The sequence below is a fragment of the Sphaerisporangium sp. NPDC049003 genome (genome assembly GCF_043197795.1).
Taxonomy (GTDB): Bacteria; Actinomycetota; Actinomycetes; order Streptosporangiales; family Streptosporangiaceae; genus Sphaerisporangium.
The window spans coordinates 35,994-42,423 of the sequence record NZ_JBICTU010000048.1; the positions used below are offsets into that span (position 1 = coordinate 35,994).

Below are 6,430 nucleotides of genomic sequence, written 5' to 3' on the forward strand. Positions count from 1 at the left end.
GGTCGCCCGAGCATCCACCCTGAGCCAGAGTGGTGCCAATCCGAGCCAATATGGCTTGATGATGGCATCACCGTGTGCCATAGTGATGCCATGGACCTGACCCCGTATGTGGCCTCCCTCGGTCGCGAGCTGCTGACCGCCGTCGAGACCGGCGATGGTGACGCCAGTGCGCTGATCGAGCGGTTGACCGTGTCGATGGAGTCGGCGATCCGGCTCACCCTGCTTGAGGCGTTGTCGGCCGCCGCCGACGAGATCACCCGAGACCTGGCTCCCGGTTCGGTCCAGGTGCACCTGCGAGGACGTGACCCGGACTTCGTCGTGACGCTTCGGCAGCCGGAGCAGCCATTCGAGGGCACCCCGGATCTGGGCGCGGTGCCGGCTGACGACGCCGCGGCGAGCTTCGAGGACGGCCCATTGGCACGGATCAACGTCCGCCTCCCGGAACAGCTCAAGGCCGCGATCGAGGAGGCGGCGGGCAAGGAAGGCCGCTCGCTCAACGCCTGGCTGGTGCGGGCCGCCTCGACCGCGTTGCGTGCCCCGCAGGGCGACCAGGGCTCCGACCGCCGCGGCAAGCGTGGCGCGCAGCGTTTCACCGGCTGGGCTCGCTAGCCCGCACCGACACCCACAACCACGTCCTCCGCACATCTCCCACCAGCGGAGATGCTCTTCTGACTCATTCTGAGGGGATAGCCATGCCTGTTTTCGCCACGCCCGAACCGATTTCCGCCACGATCGAGCTCTCCGTCGGCGACGTGCGGATCATCGCGAGCGACCGGACCGACACCATCGTGGAGGTACGGCCGAGCGACGAGTCGGACGAGTCCGATGTGGACGCCGCGCAGAAGACGCGCGTCGAGTACGCCGACGGCACGTTGACGGTCCGTGGGCCGAAGGCCCGCATGCTCGACTTCTCCAAGAAGACCAGGTCGGTCGACGTGCTGATCGAACTTCCCACCGGCTCGCACGTGCACGCGGACCTGTCGGTCGCGGACCTGCGCGGCGCCGGCACGCTGGGGGAGTGCCGGCTCAAGGCGTCGGTCGGGCACTTCCGCCTCGACCGGACCGGACCGCTTCGACTGGGCACCTCCGGTGGCGACATCACCGTCGAAACGGTCGCGGGCGACGCCGACGTCTCCACCGGCACCGGGCGCGTGCGCATCGGCGAGATCGGCGGCACCGCCGTCATCAAGAACTCCAACGGCAACACCGACATCGGCACCATCGCCGGCGAACTGCGGGTGCGCTCGGCCAACGGCGACATCTCCGTCGACCGGGCCGACGCCATGGTGGAAGCCAAGACCTCCAACGGAACCATTCGCGTCGGCCAGGTCACGCGCGACACCGTCACGCTGCACACCGCGACCGGCAACCTCGAAGTCGGTGTCGCCGCCGGCACCGCCGCATGGCTCGACCTGAACACCTCGCATGGGCGGGTGGAGAACGCGCTGGACGGTCTCAGCGGAGCACCGGAGAAGGCCGAGCGGACCGTCGAAGTCCGCGCGCACACCTCGTTCGGCGACATCACCGTCCGCCGTTCCTGACCAGATCCCGAAGGGTTCTCATGACCATGCCATCCCCATCCGCGATCACGGCGACCGGACTGCGCCGCTCGTACGGTGACCACGTCGTGCTCGACGGCGTCGACCTGAACGTCCCGCGTGGCACCGTCTTCTCGTTGCTCGGCGCCAACGGCGCCGGCAAGACCACCACAGTCAAGATCTTGTCCACCCTGATCCGCGCCGACGGGGGCAGCGCGCGGATCGCGGGTCACGACCTGTCCACCGAGCCGGACGCGGTGCGTGCCGCGATCGGCGTCACCGGTCAGTTCTCGGCGGTCGACAACCTGCTGACCGGCCAGGAGAACCTGACCCTGATGGCGGATCTGCACCACCTCGGCCGTAAGGCGGGCACACGCAGGACCGCCCAGCTGCTCGAACAGTTCGACCTCGCCGACGCGGCCAAGAAGACGGCGGGGACCTACTCCGGCGGGATGCGGCGGCGGCTCGACCTCGCGATGACGCTGGTCGGCTCACCGCAGGTGATCTTCCTCGACGAGCCGACAACCGGGCTGGACCCGCGCAGCCGCCGCGCCATGTGGCAGATCGTACGGGAGCTCGTGGCGGGCGGCGTCACCATCTTCCTCACCACCCAGTACCTGGAGGAGGCCGACGAGCTCGCCGACCGGATCGCGGTGCTCGACCACGGGAAGATCGTCGCCGAGGGCACCGCGGACGAGCTCAAGCGGCGCGTTCCCGGCGGCCACGTCCTGCTGCGGTTCGCCGACGAGCGCGACCTCGAATCCGCCGCGCGCGCCGTGGGCCAGGTCTCCCGCGACAGCGACACACTCGCCCTGCGCGTACCGCACGACGGCAGCCTCAGTTCGCTGAAGGCGCTGCTCGACCGGCTTGACCAGAACGCGGTCGAGGTCGGCTCGCTGAGCGTGCACACCCCCGACCTCGACGACGTCTTCCTCGCTCTCACCGGCGACAAGGAGAAGGTGACCGCACGATGAGCACTGTGTCGTACGCCCTGACCGACTCGGCGACGATGCTTCGCCGCAACCTCAAGCGCATGGTGCGCTACCCGTCCATGACCGTGCAGCTCATCGGCATGCCGATCGTCTTCCTGCTGCTGTTCGTCTACGTCTTCGGCGGCACACTCGGCGCCGGGCTCGGCGGCGTCTCCGGCGGACGTGCGGAGTACGTCAACTACGTCACCCCCGCGATCATCCTGATGGCGATCACCGCCGCGGTCCAGGGCACCACCATCTCGATCGCCATGGACATGACCGAGGGCATCGTCGACCGGTTCCGCACCATGGCCATCGCCCGCGTGTCCGTCCTCACCGGGCACGTCATCGGCAGCCTCATCCAGACGATGCTCAGCATCGCGGCGGTCATCGGCGTCGCGCTGCTCATCGGCTTCAGGCCGTCGGCGGGGCCCGGCGACTGGCTCGCCCTCATCGGTGTCCTGGTGATGATGACCTTCGCCTTCATCTGGCTCTCGGTCGCGTTCGGCCTGGCCAGCAAGACCGTCGAGTCGTCGAGCAACGTCGGTCTGCCGCTGGTGCTGCTCCCGTTCCTGGGCAGCGGGTTCGTCCCGACCGACTCGATGCCCACCGTGCTGCGCTGGTTCGCCGAGTACCAGCCGTTCACGCCGCTCATCGAGACCCTGCGCGGTCTGCTGATGGGCACGCCGATCGGGAACAACGCCGTCATCGCGGTCGGCTGGTGCGTCGTCATCGCGCTCGGCGGCTACCTCTGGTCGAAGAAGCTGTTCAACCGCGAGTCCACCCGCTGAGCCGCGCCTGAGCCCAGGCGAAGGCTCTGAATTCGACATCGCTTTCGAGCCGGGGAAGACACGTACTATCGCGAGTAGAGCCTAGGTCAACGAGAGGAACGACCATGGAGCACATCGTCACAACGCTGCCGACCGCGCGTCAGCCCGGCTGCCCCTTTGACCCGCCCAAGGAACTGATCCAGGCCCGCGAGCACGGCCCGATCAGCCGCTACACCTTCCCCAGCGGAAGACCCGGCTGGCTGATCACCGGATACGACCTGGTCAGGTCGGTCCTGGCCGACTCGCGGTTCAGCTCGCGCAAGGAGCTCATGCTCCACCCGTTGATCGACATCACCGGCATGGAGATCCCTCCGGCGCCGCCCGGCGAGTTCATCCTCATGGACGAGCCACAGCACGGGCGCTATCGGAAACCGCTGGTGGGCAAGTTCACCGTACGGCGGATGCGACTGCTCACCGAGCGCGTCGAGCAGATCACCGCCGACCACCTGGACGCCATGGAGAAGGCCGGGCCGCCGGCGGACCTGGTGACCGCCTTCGCCAAGCCCATCCCCGCCATCGTGATCTGCGAGCTGCTGGGCGTGCCGTACCAGGACCGGGGCTCCTTCCAGGAGCAGGTCGAGTCGTTCCTCAGCGGGGAGAAGAGCGACGAGGACCAGCTGGCGGCCTACATCGCGACCCAGGATTACCTCGCGGAGCTGGTGGCCGCCAAGCGCGCGAACCCCACCGACGACGTGCTCAGCGACCTCACCGACAGCGACCTGACGGACGAGGAGCTGCGAGGTGTCGCCCTGATCCTGCTGGCGGCCGGGCTCGACACCACCGCGAACATGCTGGCCCTGGGCACCTTCGCCCTGCTGTGCAACCCGGCGCAGCCGGCCGCGCTGCGCGCCGATCCCGCGCTCGCCGACCGGGCCGTGGAGGAGCTGCTGCGGTATCTGAGCGTCGCCAAGACGTTCATGAGAACGGCGCTTGAGGACGTCGAGTTAGGCGGCCGGACCATCGAGGCCGGTACGGCGGTCATCCTGTCGTACAACACCGCCAACCGTGACCCCGAGCGCTTCGCCGATCCTCACGTGCTCGACCTCCGGAGGCAGGACGGCGGGCACCTGGCCTTCGGCCACGGCATCCACCAGTGCCTGGGCCAGCAGCTGGCCCGCGTCGAGATGCGGGTCGCCTTCCCCGCGCTGCTCACCCGCTTCCCCACCCTGCGCCTCGCCGTACCTGCCGATGAGGTCGGCCTGCGCCCGGAGACCGCGGACATCTACGGGGTCAAGAGCCTCCCGGTCACCTGGGACGCCGCGTCATGACCGCCGGGGCGACCGCGATCTGAGCCGAATCGGTGGTTCACAGCCTCGATCATCGTCAGGGCGGCGGAATCACCCAGCCCGGCGCCCAGGTCCCGCCGGCGTCGTGGCCGGTCGCTGTGGCGGTGAGGTGGGCGCGGAGGGTGGTCAGCGCCGGGTGGGGGTTGTCGCGGTGCCACAGGAGCGAGTGCGGGTAGACGGGCGTCGGGTCGGTCACCGGGATGCGGCGCAGGCCGTGGCCGGCGGGCCAGACCAGGCGGGTCTGCTCACCCATGAAAGTGGCCAGGGCGGGGGTGTCGGCGATGGTGTCGAGGAGCGCGTCTGAGCCGAAGTTGGGGCCGGTCGCCTCGATGGTGAGGCCGAACTCGGCGACCAGGTCGTCGTAGTAGGCGGCCCACTCGGTACCGGGGACGATGCCGGGCATCCAGATCCGGTGCCCGGCGAGCTGAGCGACGGTCACCGACCGGGCGCCCGCCAGCGCGTGGGCGGGCCCGGTGAGGAGCTGGAGCGACTCGTCGAGCACCCGGACGGACTCGATGTCCCCGGGAAGGGGCCGGCCGGGCACGGCGACGGCGCGGAAGGACGCGTCGATCGCACCGGACCGGATGGCGGCGACGGCCGTCTCGACGTCGAACAGCATCACCACGCCGAGCTCGATCCCGGGGTGCGCGCGGTGGAAGTCGCGCATCAGGCCCGACGCCGCGCCGCGCGAGCTGATCACGTCGACGCGCAGCGGACGGCTGCCGGCGCGCACGGACGCGACCGCGCGCTCGGCGACGCGCAGCAGATCGCGCGCGTGGGGCAGGAACGCCTGCCCATCGATGGTGAGCTCGGCGCCGCGCGCGGTGCGGGTGAACAGCCGTACCCCAAGGCCCTTCTCCAACACCGCGATGCGCTTGGAGACGGCCTGCTGGGTGATCGACAGGTCGGCGGCGGCCTCCTGGAACTGCCCCGCGTCAGCGGCGGCGACGAAGGTCCGGACGGTGTCGAGATCCATGCCGATCCACCTTAGTGCACAACGTTTGGTTGTGGCTCGCACGCAGATTGGTTGTTTGACCTGCTGTCGTGCTGCTTGCTTTGCTCTCCCTGATCAACGCCGGTTTGTTCGGGTGGGACATCAAGGGGGCGCTGAGCATGGTGGGCAGGAGACCGCTGGGCCGGCGGTTCGGGTGGCTGTGGGCGGCGTACGCGGTCAGCACGTTCGGCACGCGGCTCGCGTTCGACGCGTTCGCCCTGGTCGCGATCCTTGTGCTGCACGCCGGGCCGGCCGAGGTGTCGATGATGGCGGCAGCGGGGCTGGCGGTGGGGGCCGCGGTGGCGGTGCCGCTCGGGCCGTGGGTGGAGTTCCGCCTCAAGAGGCCGGTGATGGTCGCGATGGACCTGACCCGTTTCACGGCGCTGATGACCGTCCCTGCCGCGTACGCACTCGGTCTGCTCAGTTTCGTCCAGCTCCTGGTGGTGTCCGTCGTCGTCGGTGCGGCCGACATCGCCTTCAACGCGGCCAGTGGCGCGTATCTGAAGGCGCTCGTACGGCCGGAGGACCTGCTCGTCGCGAACGGGCGATTCGAGTCCACGGCCTGGACTGCCGCCGTGCTCGGACCGCCGGTCGGCACGGCCGCGATCGGGCTGTTCGGACCGGTGATGACGGTGGTGACCGATGCGGTCAGTTATCTGCTCTCAGCCGCAGGGATCCGTGCGATCGGCGGCAGCGAGCCGCGGCCCGGGGGCCCCCCGGGCCCCGGGGGGCCGGGCCCGCCCCGCCGCCCGCGCGAAAGGGGGGGGGGCAGACAGACCCCCCCCCCCCCCCCGCACCATGTCTTAAACAC

At 69.7% G+C, this 6,430-nt stretch carries 7 protein-coding genes; 6 read left to right on the forward strand and 1 reads right to left on the reverse strand.

Annotated elements, in window-relative coordinates; translation table 11 throughout:
* Positions 1 to 90 precede the first annotated feature (90 nt).
* The 5 genes from ACGFIV_RS33945 to ACGFIV_RS33965 all read left to right on the forward strand — a co-directional run bounded on the left by ACGFIV_RS33945 (position 91) and on the right by ACGFIV_RS33965 (position 4,607).
* The gene (locus ACGFIV_RS33945) at positions 91 to 609 is read left to right on the forward strand and encodes a toxin-antitoxin system HicB family antitoxin (protein WP_392839120.1); all 519 of its coding nucleotides are present in this window, start codon (positions 91 to 93) and stop codon (positions 607 to 609) included.
* An 83-nt stretch (positions 610 to 692) separates the two neighbouring features.
* Positions 693 to 1,541, forward strand: a complete 849-nt coding sequence (locus ACGFIV_RS33950) for a DUF4097 domain-containing protein (protein ID WP_392839122.1) — start codon at positions 693 to 695, stop codon at positions 1,539 to 1,541.
* Positions 1,542 to 1,561: 20 nt separating this feature from the next.
* On the forward strand, positions 1,562 to 2,512 hold the full coding sequence (locus ACGFIV_RS33955) for an ATP-binding cassette domain-containing protein (RefSeq protein WP_392839124.1): 951 nt from the start codon (positions 1,562 to 1,564) through the stop codon (positions 2,510 to 2,512).
* Positions 2,509 to 3,300, forward strand: coding sequence for an ABC transporter permease (locus ACGFIV_RS33960; RefSeq protein WP_358556463.1), 792 nt, complete (start codon positions 2,509 to 2,511; stop codon positions 3,298 to 3,300). The genes ACGFIV_RS33955 and ACGFIV_RS33960 overlap by 4 nt, the downstream gene beginning before the upstream one ends.
* A 104-nt stretch (positions 3,301 to 3,404) precedes the next feature.
* Positions 3,405 to 4,607: a cytochrome P450 gene (locus ACGFIV_RS33965; RefSeq protein WP_392839126.1), complete on the forward strand. Its 1,203-nt coding sequence runs from the start codon at positions 3,405 to 3,407 to the stop codon at positions 4,605 to 4,607.
* Between the two features lie 55 nt (positions 4,608 to 4,662).
* Here the strand turns inward: ACGFIV_RS33965 and ACGFIV_RS33970 are convergent, their stop codons facing one another.
* A complete protein-coding gene (locus ACGFIV_RS33970; RefSeq protein ID WP_358556457.1) occupies positions 4,663 to 5,601 on the reverse strand; it encodes a LysR family transcriptional regulator in 939 nt (312 codons plus the stop codon).
* A gap of 68 nt (positions 5,602 to 5,669) precedes the next feature.
* Here ACGFIV_RS33970 and ACGFIV_RS33975 point away from each other — a divergent pair.
* The coding region (locus tag ACGFIV_RS33975; RefSeq protein ID WP_392839129.1) for an MFS transporter at positions 5,670 to 6,430 on the forward strand (761 nt) is incomplete at its 3' end.